Source organism: Amycolatopsis sp. SB7-3 (assembly GCF_041021335.1).
Taxonomy (GTDB): Bacteria; Actinomycetota; Actinomycetes; order Mycobacteriales; family Pseudonocardiaceae; genus Amycolatopsis; species Amycolatopsis japonica.
Genome location: NZ_JBFPJQ010000007.1, coordinates 112,790 through 131,905 on the forward strand (window position 1 = coordinate 112,790; position 19,116 = coordinate 131,905).

The window sequence follows — 19,116 nt, forward strand, 5'->3', positions numbered from 1 at the left end:
GGATTACCCCTTCACTGCGCCTGCGGTCAGGTTGGACACGAGCTTGCGCTGGACGATGATGAAGAACACCAGCGCGGGCACGGCGTAGATGACCGACGCCGCCATGATGCCGCCCCAGTCCACGGAGAACGCCGTCCGGAACGACGACAGCCACACCGGCAGCGTCTGCTTGTTCTGGTCGCGCATGAACACGAACGCGAACAGGAACTCGTTCCACGCGGTGATGAAGCTGAACACCGAGGTGGTCACCAGTCCGGGCGCGAGCAGCGGCAGCGTCACCCGGCGGAAGGCACCCGCCCGGCTGCAACCGTCGATCATCGCGGCCTCTTCGAGGTCGTACGGGATGCCGTTGACGAAGCCGTAGAGCATCCAGCACGTGAAGGGCAGCGTCGCCGCGAAGTACACCAGCAGCAGCGAAGGCAGCTGGTTGAGCAGCCCGGCGTCGCGCATCAGCAGGTACATCGGGATCAGCAGCGCTTCGAACGGCGCCAGCTGGGCGACGAGCACCAGCAGCAGGAATCCCTTGCGCCCGCGGAAACGCATACGGGACAGGGGAACCGCGGCCAGCACACCCGCGACGAGCGAACACAGCACCGCGCCGAGCGTGACGATCAGGCTGTTGGTGAGGTACGTGGTGAAACCGGGTTTCGTCAGCGCCGAGACGAAGTTGTCGAACGTCACCGAAAGCGGGACGAGGTCGTAGTCCGGGGACAGGACCTGGCCCGGTGTCTTCAGCGAGGAGGTGAACATCCAGTACGTCGGGAAGACGAACAGCAGCGCCACCACCACGCCGAGCGTGCCGAGGCCGATCCGCTGGGTCAGGGACTTCCTCATGACAGGTCGGCCTCCTTCGTGCGCACCAGCAGCTGGACGTACCGGGCGGTGAGCAGGATCAGCACGAGCATCATCAGCAGGGCGGCGGTGGCCGCCAGGCCGAAGTGGTTGCCCGCGAGGCCCTTGAGGTACATGTAGACCGGCAGCGTCGTGCTGGCGCCGTCCGGCCCGCCTTGACGGATCGCCCATACCTGGGCGAACAACTTGAAGTCCCACAGCACCGACAGGAAGGTGACCATGGTCAGGATCGGCCGGATCGCCGGCCAGCTGACCGCCCAGAACGCCTGCCAGGCGTTGGCGCCGTCGATACCCGCGGCCTCGTACTGCTCCTTCGGGACGCCCAGGAGCCCCGCGTAGAGCGTGAAGGCCACGAACGGCACCGCCTGCCAGACCACCAGGATCCCGATGACGGTGAGCGTGCTCGGGCCGGTGGAGAACCACGAATGCCCGATGAAGCTCTCGAAACCGAGCTTCGCGAGCGTCTTGTTCAAGATGCCGTACTGCTGGTCGAAGATCCACTGGAACACCGTGGTCGTCGCGACCACCGGCGTCGCCCACGCGAGGATCAGCGCGACCTGCACGATCACCCGGACCACCGGGTTGAGATGCCGCATCAGCACCGCCATGAGCAGCGCGAGCAGCAGGGTGAGGATCACGACCGACGCGGTGAACACCAGCGTCCGGACGGTGATCTCCCAGAACTCCGAATCGGACAGGATCTCGGAGAAGTTCTCGAATCCGACCCAGACCATCTCCCCGGAGACCAGCTCACGGAGGTCGAGTTTGCGGAGACTGATCCCGATCAGCTGCATCGTCGGCCAGCCCAGCAGGACCAGGATCGCGACCAGAGCGGGAAGGATCAGCAGGTACGGCGCCGTCCGCTCGCCGAGGCGGAGGCGCCGGTTGGATTTCGGGGGTTTGATGCGCGGCGATGCCGGCGGGGTGGCCCCCGCCGGCATCGTCACATCTTTCGTCGTGGTCATCCGCCGATGAGCTTGTCGAGCGCTGCGTTGGCGTCGGCGGTCGCCTGGTCGAGCGTCTTCGTTCCGGTCAGGTAGGCGGTCAGCATGTCCTTGATCGGGTTCTGACCGGACTCGACGTCACCCCACTTGGGGCTGGTCGGCACGGCACGGCCGTTCTTGGAAGCCTCGGCCATCACCTTGGTGAGCGGGTTCGCGTCGAGCGCGGACACGTCGGTCGAGGTACCGGGGACGTAACCGGCCTTGGCCAGCTCGGTCTGGTACTTCGGGGTGGAGAACAGCTTGACGTAGTCCTTCGCCGCGGCCGCGTTCTTGCTGTTGGCCGGGATGACCAGGTTCGAGCCGCCAAGGAAGACCGGGGCCGACTTGTCGGCGGTCTTGCCAGGGATCGCGAAGGCGCCCGACTTCTCCTTGATCTTCGGGTCGGTCTTCGCCGCGGTGTCGACCTCACCCGGGACACCGATCATCATCGCGACCTTGCCGGCGCCGTAGATGCCCGCCTGCTGCGGCGTGGCCTCGTCGGCGTCCTTCGGGGCCTTGGTGCCCGAAGCGTCGGTGAGCTGCTTGTAGAACTCCAGCCCGGCCTTCGCCTGCGGGGTGTCCAGGGTCGACTTGAAGGACTTGCCGTTGGCCTGGGCGATGTCGCCGCCCTCGTCCCAGATGTAGGACAGCAGCTCGTACCAGTTCTGGCCGGGGTGGTAGAGGGCCTGGAACTCGGGGTCGCTGCCGAACTTCGCCTTGAGCTTGGTGATCGCGTCGAGCCACTCCGTGCGCGTCTTCGGCGTCGCGGTGATGCCCGCCTGCTCGAACATGTCCTTGCGGTAGATGACCTCACGGTTCGCCGCGTAGAACGGGACGCCGTAGGTCTTGCCGTCGAACTCGCCCGAAGCCTTGAGGCCCTGCAGCCACTGCGCGCCGTTGAAGTCGTTCACGCTGGAGGTGAGGTCGGCGAGCACGCCCTGGTTCGCGAACGCGGGGGTCTGGGTGTTGCCCAGCTCGATCACGTCCGGCGGGTTGTCACTGGCCAGCGCGGTGGTCAGCTTCTGCTGGATGCCGTTCCACTGCTGGATCTCGTACTTGACCTTGACGCCGGGGTGCGCGTCTTCGAATTCCTTGTGGAGCGAGTTCGTCAGTGCTTCGGGGGCGGTCCCCGTCATGAGCCAGACCGTGAGCGAGCCGTTCGAGGCCGCAGCGCTCGAATTCGTGCTGTCGCCACTGCCGGAACCGGCGCAGCCCGCCGTCGCGAGGGTGATGGCGGCGGCGCCCGCAGCCATCTTGAGCCAGCGCTTCACTCGTGCCGTCCTTTCGATGCCCGGCCACCATGCCGAGCTCCCACAAAATGGTGTAGACCAATGCGGGCAGCGTGGTACGTACCACTCCGACTGTCAAGCGGGTGGCCGGTTCGTTGTAAACGAGCCGCAATCTTTCACCTTGAGTGAGCGTTCGATCACGCTGATGATCAGTTTTCGGCGTGCTCGTCAGCGCCTCGCGAGGCGGGCTGACATGCGGTTTTTCTTTGTCCGTCCCGGTGATCGGGGCATTCGGCGGGTGATCTTTGCGCCGTTCGGTGTAAGGGTGGCGCGCGTTCGCCTAGAGGTCGTCCTCGGCGTCTGCGGGAGGCTTGATCCCGAGCAGTGCGCGCGTCTGATCCTGGAGGAACCACGCCAGCGTCGCGCAGACGATCAGCAGGATCAGCGGGAGGACCGGGCCGCCGTTGGCGAGGATGAACAGCTCCGTGACGCTCGCGCCCACCATGACCCCGGCCAGCAGCAGCGCCGACGGGCCGCCGAAGCGGGGGATCAGCAGGCCGATCGCGCCGGCGACCTCGACCACGCCGGTGACGTACCGCAGCCACTGCCCGAGCCCGATCTCGGCGAAGACCTGTTCGGTGTGGCCGCCGGAGAACAGCAGGTAGCCGCTGTAGAGGAACTCGGCGGCGAGCGCCACGCGCACGACCCACAGCACGATCGAGCCGATGGGCAGGCTTCGTCCGGACATGCCGGGGATCCTTCTCCTGGTGAGGGAGGCTGGCAAGGCGTGAAGTCGGTCCAGTGGGTCGTGAGTGGCGGCGGTCTTGTGTGACTGGATGGACGGCACACGTGATCAGACGGACGACACACGTGTCTGGACGGACGACTCACGGCGAAAGCTTCGCCGCGAGCGTGTCGTCCATCTGATCACGTGTGTCGTCCGTCGAATCACACGTGCCGTCCGCCCAATCACGCGAAGCCGCCGAGGCGGCACGTCAGTTTTGGTCACCGAGGAGTATCTGTTCGAGCAGCAGGTCGACGTCGCGGGCGGACTCGGCTTCGCCTATCCGGTGGAACGTTTCGGCGGCACGGAGCGCGCGGCGGGCGGCCTCGCGGACGCGGCCGGCGGCGCTGAGCACGTGGGCGGCGACGTGGTCGAGCTGCGCGACGAGATGTTCCCTCGCGGGCGCGGTTTCGGTTTCCACCGCGTGCACGGCGGTTTCCGCGGCGTCGAGCGCGCTCAGCGCCGCGTCGACGTCGCCGGACCGCAGCCGGGACAGCGTCGCCGCGTTACGGCAAGTGGCGGCCACGTAGCCGCCGCCGATCGCCAAGGCCGCGTCGGCGGCCCGCGCGTAGAAATCCGCGGCGTTCGCGCCGTAGCCGAGCAGGTCGAGTTGTTCGGCGGCGGCCATGCTCACCGAGATGTACGAATGCCCGGTGTCGCCCGAGTCGTGGAGGATTTCGGCGAGGACGGCGTATTCGTCGAAGGCGCGCGAAGATTCGCCGAGCGCGCGGTAGCTGTCGGCGTACATCCACCGGCAGCGGTGGCCCCAGTCCGGTGACGTGGCGAGCAGGGCGATGGTGCGGGGCGCGACGTCGAGCACCTCGTCGTAGCGGCCGGCGCCGTGCAACGCGGTGACGAGGACGTACCAATGTTCCGCGGTGTCCTTGCCTTTCGACGCGGAGACACCGAGAGACGCGTAGGCGTCGTCGACGGCTTCGGCGAACCTGCCGGTGCCGATCAGCGACAGCGCCCGAAGGTGGCGGAGATGCCCGCGCAACCGTTCCGGACCGCCTACGGGCAGCGTCGCCAGCAGATGCTCCACGAAGACGTCCAGTTCGTCGAGCGATCCCGTGCGCTCGTAGGCGATCCGGACCTGTTCGACCGCTTCGACGGCCTTCTCGCCGACGTTCCCGACGATGAAGGCGTCCGTCGCCGACCGCGCGAGTTCCAGTGTGGTCACCGGATCCTCGCCGTCGCCGTTCCGCAACGACGCTTCGAGACACAGAAGTGTCCCGAGGAGCAAGGGATCACCCGCCTCACCGGCTCGCTCGGCACCCCGTCGCAAGGCCTCGTACGCCTCGGAAGTACGGCCCTGCCCGGAAAGCACGTGCGCCAGCCAGTATTCGCCCCAGCAGGCGGCGCGTTCGTCCGTCCCGGCACGCAAGCGGGCCGCGGCCACCGTCGTCAGCGCGACCCCGGTCTCCACCTGATCGTCGAAGACGAGCCACAGGCCGAGCCAGCATTGGTTGAGCAGGAAGCGGATTTCGTCGCCCTGGCCCCGGAATCCGACGGCCGCGTGACGCAGCCGTTCCTCGGTGTCCTCGCCCTGGAAGAAGATCGCGCGCAGCTCGCTCAGCCGCGGTGCGAGCTCGTCCGGGACATCGTCGATCGCTTCGAGGCAGGCTCGCGCCTCCTCCGGTTCGCACCGGTGATTGTGGATCTCCGCCCGGACGACGAGTTCCTCGGCGGACAGCCCCGGCGGCGGCAGGATCGGGACCCGGGGGAGCGCCGACGGCAGGAGCGGGACGAAGTCCGCCACCGGTTTCGCGGCCATCTTCCGTTCGGCGTAGACGGTGAAGTATCCGGAGTGCTCGCGTCCGTCGAGTTCCTCGGCTTCGACGAGGGCCGCCGCCCGCATCCGCTCGTGCAGCCTGCTCAGGGAGACGCCGTCGTACGGACCGTTGAGAACGAACGGGATCTCGCCGTATCCGGTTTCCGTCAACCGGCGGGTGAGCAGCGCCGCCGAGGCGAAGAACTCGAGCCTGCCGACGGCGTCCGAATGGTCGCCGACACCGTCCAAAAGCGACAGAAGATCGAGACCGGTGTGCTCGTTGCCGGTGAGGGCGCAGAATTCCAGCCGCGACGCGTGATCGCCGTAACGGATCGGATCGCCGGACGAAGCCCGGCTCACCCAGCGATAGGTCGACGCGGCCTCGGCGTATTTGCCGGCGGCGGCCAGTGGTACCAGGGTCCGGCAGAGCCGGGTGATCTCGGCGCCGGCGGAATCGTTCTCGCCCGCGCGGAGTGGTTCCGCTTCCATGGTCCTGCCCCCAGAACAATGACGTAGACGCCGGATCTTAACTCCCGGCGCCGCGTCATGAACCCGCTTTCGGGTGGTTCAGGGGAGACGTACGGCGGCGATCTGGGTCGCTTGTCCGATCAGCCGGTTCTTCTCGTCCCAAAGCTCCGCGACCTCGTCCATCCGGTCGCCGCCGAGTTCGCCCGCGCGCATCCGCACCCGCACCGGACCCGGCGCCGGGAGCCCGCGCAGGTACGCGGTGAACTGGATGGTCGGCGCCCAGCCCGCGATGCCCAGGTCGTAGGAGATCGGCGGCACCGGATCGAGCGCGACGAGCAGGCTCACCGGGTCCCAGTCGCTGCCGTCGGCGAGCCGCAGCCAGGACGAGATGACGCCTTTCCGGGACGGCTGTCCCACCGCGAAACCGGCCGCCGCCGGGTCGAGACGCTGCTCGACGACGTCCATCAGGCCGATGCGGAATCCGCCACCACCGTCGGCGGGCACGGGCAGGCAGTCCTGCTCCGGCGGGAGCTCGACCGGGTCCACTCCGGACCACCACGCGTCGCCGTCGGTCAGGACGCCTTGGGTGATCAGCGCCTCGGTGCAGGGCGCGCCGTCTTGGCTCAGCCGCGCGCGCAGCTGGGTGAGGCCGCGGCCCTCGCGCAGCACCTCGACCTCGACGACCGCGGGGCCGGGTTCGGGCGCCACCGAGAACGAGCCGCTGATCGCGGTCAGATGCGGATGCGAGGAGACCTCGGCGGCCGCCCTGGCGAGCACGGCGAGGAGATAGCCGCCGTGCAGCTTCGTCCCGATCGTCCACTGTGGATCGAGCTCGATGTCGAAGACCGGGTCGTCGCCTCGGCGACCCAGCGCGGTCGCGGTCCGGAAATGCGCCATACCTCAAGCTGACACCGTCAAGTTGACGGTGTCAAGTCAATGCTGGCAGCATCACGGCATGGGCGCGAAGCGGACGAAGGCGCGGCCGGGTGAAGGGGACAAGCTGCGCGGCGAGATCTTGTCGGCCGCCGACGCCCTGCTCGGCGAGGCGGGTACCGACGAGGCGCTGACGCTGCGAGCCGTCGCGCGCCGCACCGGCGTCTCCACGCCGTCGGTCTACGCGCATTTCCCGAGCCGGGACGCCCTGCTGGAGGCGGTCTGCCTGCGGGTGTGGGACGAGCTCGCGCGCCGTATGCGCGAGCACGCCGTCGAGGTCGCCGATCCGATGCGCGCGCTCAGCCGTCGCGCACGGGTGTACGCCCGGTTCGCCCTCGACCATCCGGTGCAGTACCGCGTACTCCTGATGCGTCCCTCCGGCGGCTCGTCGCCCGGCGCGGTCGCCTGCTTCCGGTACCTCGCCGACGCGACCGCCGCCTGCGTACGGGCCGGGATCCTGCGCGGCGAACCGGAGGTCCTCGCGATGGGGCTCTGGTCGGCGATGCACGGTTGCGTGAGCCTGCTGATCGCCCAGCCGGGGTTCGACTGGCCGGATGAGCCGGAAGCGCTGATCGACACCGTCATCCGGATGGCCGGGCTCGGCACGGCGCTCGCCTGCCGCGTCCCGAGGGACGCCATTCCGCCGAGTGCAGTACTGGCGGGTGACCTCGACGGACTGGCGGCGGGGTGGGCGGTGGCCGGCGACCGGACTGGTTAGGCTCTGCGCATGCCCGAGACTCCGACAGCCGACGATCGGCTCCAGGTGCTCGAAGCCATCACCGACACGGAGCTGGGGCACCTCGGCCAGGACAAGGTGATGACCACGATCCTCGCTCGCGTGCGCGAGGTTCTCGGCGTCGACACCGCCACGGTGCTGCGGCACGATCCCGCGGCCCAGCAGCTGCTGGCGATCGCCGCCTCCGGGATCGAGGAAGAGGTCTACCAGGACGTCCGGGTGCCCGTCGGCGCCGGCTTCGCGGGCAAGGTCGCCGCGCAACGCCGTCCGGTGGTCATCGACCACGTCGACGAGACCACGGTGGTGAACTCGCTTCTGTGGGAACGGGGACTGAGCACGATGCTCGGCGTGCCGATGATCGCGGGCGACGAACTGATCGGGGTCCTGCATGTCGGGTCGCTGAAGCCGAGGGAGTTCTCCGAGACCGACATCGACCTGCTGCAGCTGGTGGCCGCGCGGCTCGCGCTGGCGGCGCAGATCGAACTCTCGTCGACCGATCGCGCGGCCGCCGCCGCGCTGCAACGGAGCCTGGTGCCCGCGCGGCTGCCCGCCGTGCCGGGCATCCAGTTCTCCGCGCGGTACGTACCGGGTACCGAACCCGGGGTCGGCGGCGACTGGTACGACCTGTTCTCACTACCGGGTGACCGGCTCGGCATCGTGATGGGCGATGTCGCCGGGCACGGCCTCAACGCCGCCGTGATCATGGGGCGGCTGCGCAGTGCGCTGCGCGCCTACGCGCTCGAATCGGACGACCCGGCGGAAGTACTGTCCAAACTGGACCGGAAGGTGCAGCATTTCGAGCCTGGTTCGCTGGCCACCGTCGTGTACGGACTGCTGACGGCTTCGCGTGACAGCATGGCGATCTCGCTGGCCGGGCATCTGCCGCCGGTGCTCGCGACGCCCGGCGGTCCGTCGGTGTTCGTCGACGCGCCGGTCGATCCGCCCATCGGGGTGACCGGGCCGCGGCGCCGGAGAACCGTCGTCGAACTGCCGCCCGGCGCGGTGCTCGCCTTCTACACCGACGGTCTCGTCGAACGCCGGGATCAGCTGATCGACGTCGGCCTGCAGCGGCTCGCGGGCTTGGTCTCCGCGGAGCAGCCCGGAGCGGTCTGCGCGCGCGTGATGGCCGCGCTCGTCGGCAACATCCCGGCACAGGACGACATCGCCCTCCTCGTCGCCCGGTGCGAACCGAACTGAGTCACCGGACCGGGTGATTCGCGCGGACGCCCACGGCCGCGAGTTCGACAGTCCTGGTGATCCGCCGTTCCCGGGTCTCCGGCTTCTTCGCCGTCAGGATCCATTCCAGGATCAGCCGCTTCGACGACGGCGGGAACTTCTCGAAGTGGGTGCGGGCGGCCTCGTCGGCGTCGAACCGGGCGCGCAGGTCCTCCGGGACACCGTCGCCGTCCGGCACGACCTGCCAGCGGCCCTTCGCTTTGGCGAGGTCGATCATCGCCTGACCTCGTTCGGTCATCTGTCCTTCGGCGATGAGGCGGGCGGCCCGCTCGCGGTTGACCCGGCTCCACGTGCTCCGGGGATTGCGCGGGGTGAACCGCAGCCGTGAGCTGGTGGCGTCGTTCTTGCGGTGCAGCCCGTCGATCCAGCCGAAGCACAGGGCCTGCTCCATCGCCTCTTCGATCCGGACGCTGGGGACGCCACTGTCCTTGTGCCGGATGACCAGCCAGACCTCCTTTTCGGTCCCGGCGTTCTCGGCCAGCCAGGCACGCCACTCGGCGGGGGAGGCGGCGCTGAAGGTGGTCTCGTCCATGGCCGGATTCCTTTCGTCGTAACGTCTACGACCATCATCGGAAGCAAAGTGCTCATCGAGTGAGCACTTTTCGAAGGGAGGTGGCCCTGGATGGAGATCTGGGTGAACCCGGCGTGTTCCAAATGCCGGACCGCGGTGTCGATGCTGGACGAGGCGGGGGCCGAGTACACCGTGCGGAAGTACCTCGAGGAGCCGCCGACGGCGAAGGAACTGAAGGCCGTCCTCAAGCGGCTCGGGCTCGAGCCGTGGGACATCACCCGCACCGCCGAGCCGATCGCGAAGGAACTCGAACTCAAGACCTGGGGCCGCACCCCCGCCGACCGTGAACGGTGGATCGAGGCGTTGGCGACGCATCCGAAGCTGATCCAGCGGCCGATCATCACCGCCGACGACGGGACGACCGTGGTCGGGCGGACCCCGGAGGCCGTTCAGTCGGTACTTCCGGACTGACCGCCCCGCCCCTTGGATGTCCAAAAAGGACACTGTTGGGGATCAAGGGGTCCGATTTGGGGTTTTTGTGCAGTGTTGGCCGGGGGTCGTGAGTGGTAATGGTCGTTCTAACCCTCTTTGCCACTCACGACTCCCCGCTGCCGGGAAAGTGACCACTGTGGACACTTACCCCTCACTGGAACCGTCATCGCGCGATGGCTTCCCGCAACAGGCGGGCGGCGGTGCCCACGGAGCCATCCGCGAGGTTGCCGTAGCCGAGGACCAGCCCGGGTTCGCCGGGCGCCACGCGGTAGTCGTCGAGATCGGCCACGCGCAAGCCTTTGGCCGCCGCCCGTTCCACCACCGCGGCGGCGGATCCGCCGGGCAGTTCCAGTACGAGGTGCAGGCCGGCGGCGACGCCGGACAGGCGTGCCGGGCCGAGCGCGTCGACCAGGGCGTCGCGCCGGGCGCGGTAGCGGCGTCGGGCCGCGCGCAGATGCCGGTCGTACGAGCCGCGTTCGAGGAAGGCCGCGAACGCCAGCTGGTCCAGTGCCGGCGGAGTGGGCGAGGGCTCGACCCGATCCGTCCACTGTGGAGGGACGGCGTACCAGCCGAGGCCGAGCGCGGGACTGAGGGTCTTGCTGACCGAACCGAGCAGTGCGACCCTCGCCGGATCCATGCCCTGCACCGTCCCGACCGGACGCCGGTCGTAGCGGAACTCGGCGTCGTAATCGTCTTCGATGATCAGGCCGTCGGCCTCGCGCGCCCAGGCCAGCAGCCCGGCGCGGCGGGCGGGTGACAAGACGGTGCCGGTGGGGAATTGGTGCGCCGGGGTCACGAGAACGGCCCGGACGCCGGGAGGGATCTCCTCGACGCGGAGCCCCTCTTCGTCGACCGGAACGCCGACGACGTCGAGCCCGGCGCGTGTCGCGACGCGTCGCAGGGTGTGCCAGCCGGGGTCTTCGGCCGCGACGCGGGTGATCCCGGCCGCGAGCAACGCCCGGCACAGGCGGCCGAACGCGTCGGTGACGCCGGACGCGATCCGCACGTCGTCGACGACCGCACCCCGGCAGCGGCGGAGGTGGTCGGCGAGTACGGCGCGGAGCCGTGGATGCCCGCCGGGGACGGGGTAGCCGAACTCGCCGTGGGGAGCGTTCACGAGTACTTCGCGGACCGCCTCCGCCCAGCGCGTCCGAGGGAAGTGCCGTAGATCGGGCAGGCCGGGCGCGAGGTCGATCTCGGGCGGCGACACCTTGCGTACGGCGGGTTTCGCGGGCTCGGCGCCCGACGTGGACCAGCGCACGACGGTGCCCGATCCGGTGCGCGCGGCGAGGTAGCCCTCCGCGATCAGTTGCTCGTACGCCTGCGTGATCACCCAGCGGGAGCAACCCAGATCCGCGGCGAGGGTGCGGCTGGGCGGCAGCGCGGCGCCGGAGCCGAGCGTGCCGTCGCGGATCACGGTGCGCAGGGCCCTGGTGAGCCGCTCGTGCCTTGGGCCCGGCCCGGAGAGGTCGAGAAGCACTTCCCAAGCCAGATTGGTCCGGGATCTGGTCATGTGAACGGACTGTAGTACCGGACCGATCGCGCATAAGGTCCAGACCATGGAAAAGGTGGAACTCGGCCGGACCGGCCGGAAGGTCAGCCAGGTCTCGCTCGGGTGCATGACGATGGGCACCGCCACCGACGAGCGGACCTCGGCGCGGATCCTGGACGCGTACCTCGACGACGGCGGCGACTTCCTCGACACCGCGAACTGCTACTCGTGGTGGGTGCCCGGCGCGACGGGCGGGGAGAGCGAGGAACTGCTCGGGAAACTGCTGAAAGGCAGGCGGGACAAGGTCTTCCTCGCGACGAAGGTGTCGGCCGCGGTCGCCGACGCCGACAGCGCGCGCAAGGGGTACCACGACGACGGCACCGCGGACTGGGACTACATCGGACGGCATTTCGAGGGCGCGGGCGGCGACGTGATCCGGCGCGGCGTCGACGAAAGCCTGCGGCGGCTCGGCACCGACCACATCGACCTGTACTACGTCCACGTCGACGACCGGGCGACGCCGCTGGAGGAGACGCTGGCCGCGCTCGACGAGATCGTCCGCGCGGGGAAGGTGCGGCAGATCGGCTGGAGCAACGTCCGCACCTGGCGGCTGGAACGGATCCGCGCGCTCGCGGAGCGGCACGGCTGGGCCTCGCCGGTGGCCGTCCAGTTGCAGCATTCGTACCTGCGGCCGGTGGCCGATTCGGCGTCGCTGGCCACCGGGGACATGCTCGACTTCCTGCGAGACAACGAAGACATCGCGCTCGCCGCGTACTCGTCGATCCTGCGCGGGATCTACGACGACTCCGCGCGGCGGCTGGCGCATCCCGTCTGGCAGACCTACGCCGGCGCGGACGGCGAGGCGCGGATGGCCGCCGTCGAGAGCGTGGCGCGGGAGGTGGGGGCGACCGGGAACCAGGTCGCGCTGGCGTGGCTGCTGCGCCAGACGTCGCCGCGGGTGCTGCCGCTGATCGGCCCGCGGACCTGGGAACACTACGAGGCGATCCGGCCGGCCTTCACGCTGGAGCTGAGCGCGGAGGCCGTGGCGGTACTGGACGGCGCCGGCGCCTGAGGCCCGGGCCGTGAAGGCCTCCTTCCCTACTTTCAGGGTAGGGAAGGAGGCCTTCACGGACTTTCGGAAGCTCAGGAAAGCTTGCGGAAGAACGCCCGGATGTCCCCCACCAAAAGGTCCGGCGCGTCCTGCGTCGCCCAGTGGCTGCCGCGGTCGAATTCCTGCCACGAAACGATGTTCGCGTGGTCCCGCTCGGCGAAGCGCCGCAGCGGCCGGAAGTCGTAGGCGAAGCTGGCCAGCCCGGTCGGCGCGGTCGTCGGCTCGGCCGGGTGCTCGCTGTGCTTGTCCTCGTAATAGAACCGCGCCGCCGAAGCCGCGGTGTTGGTGAGCCAGTACAGCGTGGCGTTGGTGAGCACGTGGTCGTCGCTCGTGGCCGACAGCAGTTGCGCGCTCCAGGCCAGCTGCCCGGTCGGCGAGTCGGCCAGCGCGTGCGCGAGGTTCTGCGGCGCGCTCTCCTGGAGTTTCGCGTAGCCGGACATGTCGTCGTTGAAGGACTGGAGGAACTGCAGGTACTCCAGTTCCTTCTCGGTCATGCCCTCGAACTCCGCCGGGTCGCCGCTGGGGAACGAGAACAGCTGCGTCACGTGCACGCCGAGCACGTGCTCGGCGTCGATCCGGCCGACCTCGGGGGCGACGAACGAACCGGCGTCGTTCCCGTGCGTGCCGTAGCGCTCGTAGCCGAGGCGGCGCATCAGCTCGGCCCACGCCTGAGCCGTGCGGTACCGGTTCCAGCCCTTCTCGCGCGTCGGGCCGGAGAAACCGAACCCGGGCAGCGACGGGATCACCACGTGGAACGCGTCCGCCGCGTCGCCCCCGTGAGAACGCGGGTCCGTCAGCTGGTCGATCAGGTCGAGGTACTCGAAGACCGAGTTCGGCCAGCCGTGCGTGAGGATCAGCGGCGTCGCTTCCGGCTCCGGCGAGCGGACGTGCAGGAAGTGGATGTTCTGCCCGTCGATCTCCGTGGTGAACTGCGGGTACTCGTTGAGCTTCGCCTCCCACTTCCGCCAGTCGTAGCCCTCGCGCCAGTACGAGACCAGCCGTCGCACGTACTCCAGCGGCACGCCGTACTCCCAGCCCGGCGTGACCGGTCCGCGCTGCACCCCGTCGGTCACCTGGTCGGCGGGCAGTTCGTTCGCCCAGCGGACGCGGGCCAGGCGGTCGGCGAGGTCGTCCAGTTCGGCCTGCGGGACCTCGACGCGGAAGGGCTTGATCTCGGTGTTTTCGCTCATGAGACCAAGGTAGAGTGCCATTAGGAACATCCCGTTCCTAATGGAGGAGCAGCCTGAAGAAATGTTGGAAACCTCGGCAAGATTGCTCCGTTTGCTCTCCCTTCTGCAGACTCCCCGTGACTGGACCGGCACCGAACTGGCGGAACGCCTGGAGGTCAGCGCCCGCACGATCCGCAACGACGTCGAGCGTCTCCGCGCGCTCGGGTACCCGGTGAACGCGACCCGCGGTTCCGTCGGCGGTTACCGGCTCGGCGCGGGCGCCGACCTGCCGCCGTTGCTCCTGGACGACGAGGAGGCCGTCGCGGTCGCCATCGGCCTGCGCACCGCGGCGGGCGGCACCATCGCGGGTGTGGAGGAGACGTCGTTGCGCGCGCTCGCCAAACTGGAGCAGGTGCTGCCGTCCCGGTTGCGCCGCCGCGTGAACGCCTTGCAGGCGTACACGGTCCCGGTGCCGAGGGACGAGCCCGGCCCGCGCGTCACCGCCGAGACGCTCACCGTGCTGACGGCCTGTTGCCGGGATCGTGAGGTGCTGCGGTTCGGCTACCGGACCCACGACGGTTCGGAAACCGTCCGCAAGGTCGAGCCGTACCGCCTGGTGAACTGGGGACGCCGCTGGTACCTCGTCGCCTGGGACCTCGACCGCGGCGACTGGCGCACCTTCCGCGTCGACAGGCTGACCCCGCGCGTCCCCACCGGCCCGCGGTTCACCGCGCGCGAGCTGCCCGAGGGCGTCACCGATCGCGTGCGGCGCGGGGTGTCGTCCGCCGCTTGGCGCTACCGGGCCGACGTCACCGTGCACGCGTCCGCCGAAGAGGTGACCGCGCGGATCAACCCGGCCGTCGGGACGGTGGAGGCCGTCGACGCGAACACCTGTGTCCTGCACACCGGCGCGGACAGCATCGAGACGATGGCCGTCCACTTAGGACTCCTCAACGCCCCTTTCCGCGTCACCGAACCCCCGCAATTAGTCGACTACTTGCGCGAGCTCGCCGACCGGTATCGCGACGCCACCCGCATTTAGTCCTCTGAATGCGGGGTTTCAGCCGGCGAAGGTGGTCAGGAACCGGTCCCGGAACGTGTCCATCCGCCACACCGGCGCGTTCCGGTCCGGGTGCAGGCCGTCCTGCCAGTGCCACGCCGCGACCTTGTCGAGCACGGCCTTGTCCCGCGTGACCACGGTGATCGGGACGTCGTGATCCGCGCCCGCACCGGCGACGATCGGGTTCGGCTGGTGGTCGCCGAGGAACACGAGCACGAGGTCGTCGTCGCCGTACGTCTCCACGTACGAGATGAGCGAGTTCAGCGAATAGGCGATCGAGTCCCCGTACGCGCCGCGCACCTTGGCGGGATCGGTGAACACCTCTTCGGGCGTTTTCCCTTGCGAGGGCATGGGATCGTAGATCGATCCGTCGCCGACGGCGGCCCAGTCGACCATGCGGGGCAGCGGTGTCCACGGCCAGTGACTGGTGACGAGGTCGATCTCCGCCATCATCGGCGGGCGGTCCGGCGTCCCGCGTTCGGCCCGCTGGAACGCCGAAAGCGTGAACTGGTCCGGCATCGTGGCGTAGGAGAACTGCGGGCCGTGATACCCGATGCTTCGCGAGTCGTAGTAGCGGTCGTAGCCGTAGACCTTGCCTTCCGGCCAGTCCTCGGTATGCGCCGGGACGACGCCGACGGTCTCCCAGCCCGCGCGTTTGAACGCGCCACCGAGGGTGAACCGGTCGGTCTTCACGAAGTCGTCGTAGCGGTGCTGGCTGTCGACCCACACCCCGGATTGGAACGTCGAGTGCGCCAGCCAACTGCCCGCGCTCGTCGTCGGCGACGTCAGGAACGCGCTGCGTGAGCCGTAGCCGGCGTTCTTCAGCCGCGTGGTCCCGGCGTCGAGGACCGCGTCGACCTTGGGGGCGATGTCCGAGTCCTGGACGGCCACCCGGCCATAGCTCTCGATGAAGGTGAACAGGACGTCCTTGCCGCGCAACGCGTTCAGCAGCCCGGAAGACGGCGTGTCACGGAAGGCATCGACGGCGACTTCCTCGGCGAAGGCCTGCCTGTCCCGGATCCCGGCCCGGACCTGGCGGAGGTCGTCGTAGGCGAAGGCGACCGCGCTGCGCGAAGCGAGGGGCTGTCCCGGAGCGAGCTGCGCGCCGGAGACCGCGCACACCATCCAGACCACGCTGAGCACGGCCGTCACCCGGGTCGACGCCGTGCGCCGTCCGGCGACCACCCGGCTCAACCGCAGCACGGCCAGCGCCATCAGCACGATCACCACCACCGCGAGCAGTGTCAGCCCGATGAACGACGCGATCGCGCCGGTCCGGCCGATCGACGTGCCGAGCAGGTCGACGCCGTTGCCGAGCACACCCCAGTCGAAAACCGGATTGAACCGCCGGTTCAGCGCGAGCCCGAAACCGATGTCGATGGCCTTGAACACGGTCAGCAGCCCGAGGATCGCGCCGGCGGACACCGCGACGATCCGCCGGGCGCCGTCGCGCAGCATGAGCACCACCGCCACCCCGAGCAGCGCCTCCACCGGCAACCGCACGAACGCCTCGGGTGTCAGCGCGTCGAGGTCGGCCGGCGCGAGCAGCGCGAACAGCACGAGAACGGCGGACAGGGTGGTCACCGCGCTGGACGCGATCTCACGGGCGGCCGTCCGGTCGCCGGGCAGGCCCACGAGGGCGGGGCGCGTGAAAACCGACAAGGCGGGTTCCTTCCGGGTGGAGAAGCCTTCACCGGGTTACACGGACGACGGACCCGGGCGGTTCAGCCCGAGCGCCAGGTGCGCAGCGCCCACCACCAGCCGACGGTGTGCCGCACATGCGTACCGCCGTCGTCGTCCGGCGGATCGAGCGACGCCCCGGTGATCTCGCCGAGCCGGGCGAGCCGGTACCGCACGGTGTTCGCGTGGACGTGCAACGCCGCGGCGGTCTGGTCGAGCCGCCGCCCGTGGTCGAGGTAGGCCAGCGCGGTCGAGACGAGTTGTTCGTGGAAGTCATCGCCCGGCGTCAGCGCGCTCAGCAGGGTGTCAGCGAGCAGCGCGGCGAGCCCCGGCTGGGCGGCGAGCGCGGTCTCGACGGCCAGATCGGCCACCGCGTGCAGACCGCGGGACCGCGCGGCCGTCGGCAGGGCCATCACACACAGCGCGTGCATCCCGCGGACCTCCGCGAGCGGGACGGCGGGGGAGACCACCATCAGGACGTCGTCCCCGAGCGCCGACGGGGTGGGAAGCCGCGGTGCCAGCCCGGTCAGCCGCCCGTCGACCAGGCCGAAGACGCCACCCGTCGCGCCGAGCCGTCGCTCGACGACCCGCGCCTGATACGGATCGCCGACGTCGGAGAGCAGACAGTGATAGCGCCCGCCCGGGTTCAGCCCGGCGTTCGCGACCTCCTCGGCCGAGGGCGCCGCCGTGTCGCCGCCCAGCAACCGCCGCAGCACCCGGGCCCGGCTGTCGTGCACCGTGCGGGAGAGTTCGAGTTCGGCCTCGTGATACCCGGCGATGACCTGCCGTTCGAGCGCACGCGTGTTCCGGTCGAAGTCGACCAGCGCCGCCAGCATGACGTCGTCCGGCACCCCGGCCGCCTTGCCGCGCTCGACGGCGATCTCGACCGCGCGGCTGCGGCCGGCCTGAACCCCGCGCAGCAGCGCGGCGAGCGGCACCCCCTGCGCGGCCCGGTCCGCGCCGAGGACGGCGGCCGCGGCGTAGTCCTGCTCCCCGGTCCCGCCCGGCCGGTCGAACGAGGCGAGCCCGGCGGCGAGCACGATCGCGACATGCCGCCGGTTCTCGCCCACCGGCAGGATCGCGACCTCCGGCGACTCCGTGCGGGCGGCACGGACCACTTCGTCGACGACGTCGGCGTCGGCGGCCATCGCGGCCAGCACCTCGTGGAGCGACCGGTGCGCCATCGCCACCGCCTTCCCGCGCGGATTGTGCCCGGTGCACAACGAAACCGGCGGTCCTTGGCGACCGTCCCCTACCGAGGGTGTCCGGCCGGTTGGTTTCCTGTGAGCTACCGAAAGGTAACAGGCCCTCGCCGAAAGGTGCGCGTGATGCGGAAACGCCGGCTGCTGAACACCGTCCTCGTGACCTGCCTCGCCGCGGCACTGGGCTCGGTGCCCGCCGCCGCGGCGGAAGACGGCCTGCGGCAGGTGCTGTTCGTGGGCAACAACTGGGAGGGGACCGCGGACGTCATCGCGCCCTCCGGCGACTACGCGAAGATCGCGCGCGTCGACATGGTGCCGGACAAGGCCGAGCGGCTCACCGAGATCTACCTGAACCCGATCAAGCTCGCCTTCTTCCTCGGCATCCGCAACGGCGTCGGCGAGGGACACGACCAGCTCGTCGACGACCTCTACACCACGCCGGACGGCCGCGCGGTGGTCGCGTCCCGCCCGAGTTTCGCCGACGTCGTGTCGATCGACCTCGCCACCGGCCGGGTCAACTGGCGGTTCCCGGTGTCGGGTTTCCGCTCCGACCACATGGCCGTTTCGCCGGACGGCCGCAGCATCGCGGTGTCGGCCTCGACGTCGAACACCGTCCACGTGCTCGACATCGAGACCGGACGGCAGCTCGGCTCGTTCAAGACCGGCGACAAACCGCACGAGAACACCTACACCGACGGCGGCCGCTACCTCTGGAACAGCTCGATCGGCGAGGTCAACACCGCGCTCGACGCGCCGTGGCAGGACTTCACCAAGGGCGACCGGCGGCTCACCGTCGTCGACGCGACCACCTTCAAGCAGGTGAAGGTGATCGACATGCGTGAGCGCTTGGACACCTTCGGGCGTGGCGATCTCTCCGACGCCGTCCGGCCGGTGGCCTTCACCCCCGACGAGTCGAAGCTGTACTTCCAGGTGTCGTTCTTCAACGGCCTTCTCGAATACGACGTCGCCACCGACCGGATCACGCGGTCGACGACGCTGCCGAAGAACCCGAACACGAGTGAGGACCGCACCACCTGGGTCAACGACTCGCGGCACCACGGGCTTTCGATGAGCCCGGCGGGTGACAAGCTCTGCGTCGCCGGGACGATGGACGACTACGCGACCATTGTGGACCGCGCCAGCCTGCGGGAGGCTCAGCTCGTGACGGCGGCGAAGCCGTACTGGGCGACCGTGAGCGGCGACGGAAGGCATTGCGTCATCTCGGAAAGCGGCTCGGACCAGGTGACCGCGATCGACTTCGCGACCGGCGCGAAGGTGAAGTCCGTCCCGGTCGGCGACCACCCGCAGCGGATCCGGATCGGCCACGTGCCCGAGGGCTGGTCGGGACCCGCCGGCCGGTGACCCGCGCCGCTCAGCGCACGATCTTGGCCCCGCTGTGGCACCGTT

17 protein-coding genes are annotated in these 19,116 nt (G+C 69.5%); 6 read left to right on the forward strand and 11 right to left on the reverse strand.

Annotated features, from left to right (window positions below; all coding sequences use genetic code 11):
* Positions 1 to 3: 3 nt before the first annotated feature.
* The 6 genes from AB8M46_RS35415 to AB8M46_RS35440 all read right to left on the reverse strand — a co-directional run bounded on the left by AB8M46_RS35415 (position 4) and on the right by AB8M46_RS35440 (position 6,984).
* The gene (locus AB8M46_RS35415) at positions 4 to 834 is read right to left on the reverse strand and encodes a carbohydrate ABC transporter permease (protein ID WP_037346122.1); all 831 of its coding nucleotides are present in this window, start codon (positions 832 to 834) and stop codon (positions 4 to 6) included.
* A complete protein-coding gene (locus tag AB8M46_RS35420; protein WP_037346123.1) occupies positions 831 to 1,817 on the reverse strand; it encodes a carbohydrate ABC transporter permease in 987 nt (328 codons plus the stop codon). Before AB8M46_RS35420 ends, AB8M46_RS35415 begins: the two co-directional genes overlap by 4 nt.
* On the reverse strand, positions 1,814 to 3,106 hold the full coding sequence (locus AB8M46_RS35425; protein ID WP_037346124.1) for an extracellular solute-binding protein: 1,293 nt from the start codon (positions 3,104 to 3,106) through the stop codon (positions 1,814 to 1,816). Before AB8M46_RS35425 ends, AB8M46_RS35420 begins: the two co-directional genes overlap by 4 nt.
* 298 nt (positions 3,107 to 3,404) lie before the next feature.
* Positions 3,405 to 3,812, reverse strand: coding sequence for a DoxX family protein (locus AB8M46_RS35430; protein WP_394363009.1), 408 nt, complete (start codon positions 3,810 to 3,812; stop codon positions 3,405 to 3,407).
* Between the two features lie 247 nt (positions 3,813 to 4,059).
* Positions 4,060 to 6,108, reverse strand: a complete 2,049-nt coding sequence (locus AB8M46_RS35435) for a hypothetical protein (RefSeq protein ID WP_394363010.1) — start codon at positions 6,106 to 6,108, stop codon at positions 4,060 to 4,062.
* A gap of 78 nt (positions 6,109 to 6,186) precedes the next feature.
* Positions 6,187 to 6,984: a thioesterase family protein gene (locus tag AB8M46_RS35440; RefSeq protein WP_394363011.1), complete on the reverse strand. Its 798-nt coding sequence runs from the start codon at positions 6,982 to 6,984 to the stop codon at positions 6,187 to 6,189.
* Positions 6,985 to 7,042: 58 nt separating this feature from the next.
* On the opposite strand from AB8M46_RS35440, the gene AB8M46_RS35445 reads away from it, so the two are divergent.
* Positions 7,043 to 7,738 carry a TetR/AcrR family transcriptional regulator gene (locus AB8M46_RS35445; protein WP_394363012.1) on the forward strand — a complete coding sequence of 232 codons (696 nt, stop codon included), beginning with the start codon at positions 7,043 to 7,045 and terminating at the stop codon, positions 7,736 to 7,738.
* 9 nt (positions 7,739 to 7,747) lie between these two features.
* Entirely contained in the window at positions 7,748 to 8,953 is a 1,206-nt protein-coding gene (locus AB8M46_RS35450) for a PP2C family protein-serine/threonine phosphatase (protein ID WP_394363013.1), read from the forward strand.
* A 1-nt stretch (position 8,954) separates the two neighbouring features.
* Here AB8M46_RS35450 and AB8M46_RS35455 read toward each other — a convergent pair whose 3' ends face one another.
* Positions 8,955 to 9,524: a YdeI family protein gene (locus AB8M46_RS35455; RefSeq protein ID WP_394363014.1), complete on the reverse strand. Its 570-nt coding sequence runs from the start codon at positions 9,522 to 9,524 to the stop codon at positions 8,955 to 8,957.
* A 90-nt stretch (positions 9,525 to 9,614) separates the two neighbouring features.
* On the opposite strand from AB8M46_RS35455, the gene AB8M46_RS35460 reads away from it, so the two are divergent.
* Positions 9,615 to 9,974: an arsenate reductase family protein gene (locus tag AB8M46_RS35460; RefSeq protein WP_037346133.1), complete on the forward strand. Its 360-nt coding sequence runs from the start codon at positions 9,615 to 9,617 to the stop codon at positions 9,972 to 9,974.
* Between the two features lie 184 nt (positions 9,975 to 10,158).
* Here AB8M46_RS35460 and AB8M46_RS35465 read toward each other — a convergent pair whose 3' ends face one another.
* A complete protein-coding gene (locus tag AB8M46_RS35465; protein WP_394363015.1) occupies positions 10,159 to 11,508 on the reverse strand; it encodes a PLP-dependent aminotransferase family protein in 1,350 nt (449 codons plus the stop codon).
* A gap of 46 nt (positions 11,509 to 11,554) precedes the next feature.
* On the opposite strand from AB8M46_RS35465, the gene AB8M46_RS35470 reads away from it, so the two are divergent.
* Positions 11,555 to 12,559, forward strand: a complete 1,005-nt coding sequence (locus AB8M46_RS35470) for an aldo/keto reductase (RefSeq protein WP_394363016.1) — start codon at positions 11,555 to 11,557, stop codon at positions 12,557 to 12,559.
* Positions 12,560 to 12,630: 71 nt separating this feature from the next.
* Here AB8M46_RS35470 and AB8M46_RS35475 read toward each other — a convergent pair whose 3' ends face one another.
* A complete protein-coding gene (locus AB8M46_RS35475) occupies positions 12,631 to 13,788 on the reverse strand; it encodes an epoxide hydrolase family protein (protein WP_394363017.1) in 1,158 nt (385 codons plus the stop codon).
* Between the two features lie 61 nt (positions 13,789 to 13,849).
* On the opposite strand from AB8M46_RS35475, the gene AB8M46_RS35480 reads away from it, so the two are divergent.
* Positions 13,850 to 14,809, forward strand: coding sequence for a helix-turn-helix transcriptional regulator (locus AB8M46_RS35480; RefSeq protein WP_394363018.1), 960 nt, complete (start codon positions 13,850 to 13,852; stop codon positions 14,807 to 14,809).
* Positions 14,810 to 14,827: 18 nt separating this feature from the next.
* On the opposite strand, the gene AB8M46_RS35485 is transcribed toward AB8M46_RS35480, so the two are convergent.
* Entirely contained in the window at positions 14,828 to 16,489 is a 1,662-nt protein-coding gene (locus AB8M46_RS35485) for a sulfatase (protein ID WP_394363019.1), read from the reverse strand.
* Between the two features lie 62 nt (positions 16,490 to 16,551).
* Complete coding sequence (locus tag AB8M46_RS35490) at positions 16,552 to 17,691, reverse strand: helix-turn-helix domain-containing protein (RefSeq protein WP_394363020.1); 1,140 nt, start codon at positions 17,689 to 17,691, stop codon at positions 16,552 to 16,554.
* Between the two features lie 144 nt (positions 17,692 to 17,835).
* Here AB8M46_RS35490 and AB8M46_RS35495 point away from each other — a divergent pair, with 144 nt between their 5' ends.
* Positions 17,836 to 19,071, forward strand: a complete 1,236-nt coding sequence (locus tag AB8M46_RS35495; RefSeq protein WP_394363021.1) for a YncE family protein — start codon at positions 17,836 to 17,838, stop codon at positions 19,069 to 19,071.
* Positions 19,072 to 19,116 lie beyond the last annotated feature (45 nt).

Bases quoted from the DNA above. Each gene is read 5' to 3' on its own strand.
- AB8M46_RS35430 (WP_394363009.1), bottom strand. From the start codon at position 3,812: ATGTCCGGACGAAGCCTGCCCATCGGCTCGATCGTGCTGTGGGTCGTG.
- AB8M46_RS35475 (WP_394363017.1), bottom strand. From the start codon at position 13,788: ATGAGCGAAAACACCGAGATCAAGCCCTTCCGCGTCGAGGTCCCGCAG.
- AB8M46_RS35420 (WP_037346123.1), bottom strand. From the start codon at position 1,817: ATGACCACGACGAAAGATGTGACGATGCCGGCGGGGGCCACCCCGCCG.
- AB8M46_RS35460 (WP_037346133.1), top strand. From the start codon at position 9,615: ATGGAGATCTGGGTGAACCCGGCGTGTTCCAAATGCCGGACCGCGGTG.
- AB8M46_RS35455 (WP_394363014.1), bottom strand. From the start codon at position 9,524: ATGGACGAGACCACCTTCAGCGCCGCCTCCCCCGCCGAGTGGCGTGCC.
- AB8M46_RS35470 (WP_394363016.1), top strand. From the start codon at position 11,555: ATGGAAAAGGTGGAACTCGGCCGGACCGGCCGGAAGGTCAGCCAGGTC.
- AB8M46_RS35435 (WP_394363010.1), bottom strand. From the start codon at position 6,108: ATGGAAGCGGAACCACTCCGCGCGGGCGAGAACGATTCCGCCGGCGCC.
- AB8M46_RS35450 (WP_394363013.1), top strand. From the start codon at position 7,748: ATGCCCGAGACTCCGACAGCCGACGATCGGCTCCAGGTGCTCGAAGCC.
- AB8M46_RS35415 (WP_037346122.1), bottom strand. From the start codon at position 834: ATGAGGAAGTCCCTGACCCAGCGGATCGGCCTCGGCACGCTCGGCGTG.
- AB8M46_RS35445 (WP_394363012.1), top strand. From the start codon at position 7,043: ATGGGCGCGAAGCGGACGAAGGCGCGGCCGGGTGAAGGGGACAAGCTG.
- AB8M46_RS35465 (WP_394363015.1), bottom strand. From the start codon at position 11,508: ATGACCAGATCCCGGACCAATCTGGCTTGGGAAGTGCTTCTCGACCTC.
- AB8M46_RS35495 (WP_394363021.1), top strand. From the start codon at position 17,836: ATGCGGAAACGCCGGCTGCTGAACACCGTCCTCGTGACCTGCCTCGCC.
- AB8M46_RS35480 (WP_394363018.1), top strand. From the start codon at position 13,850: ATGTTGGAAACCTCGGCAAGATTGCTCCGTTTGCTCTCCCTTCTGCAG.
- AB8M46_RS35490 (WP_394363020.1), bottom strand. From the start codon at position 17,691: ATGGCGCACCGGTCGCTCCACGAGGTGCTGGCCGCGATGGCCGCCGAC.
- AB8M46_RS35440 (WP_394363011.1), bottom strand. From the start codon at position 6,984: ATGGCGCATTTCCGGACCGCGACCGCGCTGGGTCGCCGAGGCGACGAC.